The sequence below is a fragment of the Vibrio sp. Vb0937 genome (genome assembly GCF_033338855.1).
In genome coordinates, this window is the sequence record NZ_JAWOTK010000302.1 from 1 (window position 1) to 1,202 (window position 1,202).

Below are 1,202 nucleotides of genomic sequence, written 5' to 3' on the forward strand. Positions count from 1 at the left end.
ACTGGTACTCAACACCAGCGATTTTGAAAGAATGGCAAGATTTGGTGTTGGAATACGGCTTTGCATACGGCACCGAAGGAACCGAACTGCAAGGCAAAACCATGCTGTGCGTGCTTTCTGCCGGCGGCAAAGAAGAAGCCTACAAAGCCGAAGGCTACAACCATTTTACGATTCGGGAACTGCTCGCTCCTATCGAGCAAATGTCCGCACTCACGGGTATGCACTATATTGCGCCTCTTGCTTTGTTTGGTTCGCGTACCGCAGCCGAAGAAGGTCGTATCCCGCGCCATATTGAACGCTATAAAAAGCTCTTAACGGCACTGGTCGAAGACCGATTGGATGTCGAGGCCGCCGCTTCGCTCATTAAACTTAACAGTGCATTGCCGGAGCTCATCAAGGAGGCGTCATGACAGGAATATTCTTACAAGCCTTTGTGTACCTTGTAGCCGCCGTTATCGCGGTTCCGTTAGCAAAACGCTTAGGTTTAGGCTCTGTGTTGGGCTACTTAATTGCCGGCGTGGTGATTGGCCCAATCATCGGCCTCGTAGGTGAAGAGACCACAACCATCCAACATTTTGCGGAGTTTGGCGTTGTAATGATGCTGTTCCTTGTTGGTTTAGAACTCGAACCTAAAATGCTGTGGGCGATGCGTAATCGCTTGATGGGGTTAGGTGGCTTGCAAGTTGGCGGCACTGTCGCCGCGATTATGGGTATCGCCTTGTATTTTGAGCAGCCTTGGACGATTGCTCTGGCGATTGGCCTAATTTTCGCGCTGTCATCAACCGCCATTGTGCTGCAAACCTTTAGCGAAAAAGGGCTAACCAAAACAGAAGGTGGTAAAAACGCGTTTTCTGTTCTGCTCTTTCAAGATATCGCCGTTATCCCGATGTTGGCCTTTATTCCATTGTTGGCCCTGCCGGAGTTAGTCGAACAAGCACAAAATGCCGTTCAAACTGCTGCGCAGCATCATGACGATTTAAACCTCGTGGCCGATTTGCCGGGCTGGGCATACGGAATTGTCATCACTGCCTCGATTGCAATTGTTGTGGTTGGCGGACACTTTTTAAGCCGCCCGTTACTTAAGTACGTGGCGAGCTCTGGTTTGCGCGAAATCTTTACGGCGACCGCGCTGATGCTGGTGATTGGCATCGCTGCACTGATGAGTTTAGTGGGCTTGTCTCGTGGCGTATGAAGCTGCTGGT

At 50.7% G+C, this 1,202-nt stretch carries 1 protein-coding gene and 1 pseudogene; both read left to right on the plus strand.

Going from position 1 to position 1,202, the window contains the following annotated elements; genetic code table 11:
• On the plus strand, positions 1-410 hold a 410-nt coding region (locus tag R7P67_RS25250; protein ID WP_318086376.1), incomplete at its 5' end, for an NAD(P)H-dependent oxidoreductase.
• Positions 407-1,180: pseudogene (locus R7P67_RS25255) on the plus strand (cation:proton antiporter); the annotation flags it as partial. The gene R7P67_RS25250 and the pseudogene R7P67_RS25255, both read left to right, overlap by 4 nt.
• Positions 1,181-1,202 lie beyond the last annotated feature (22 nt).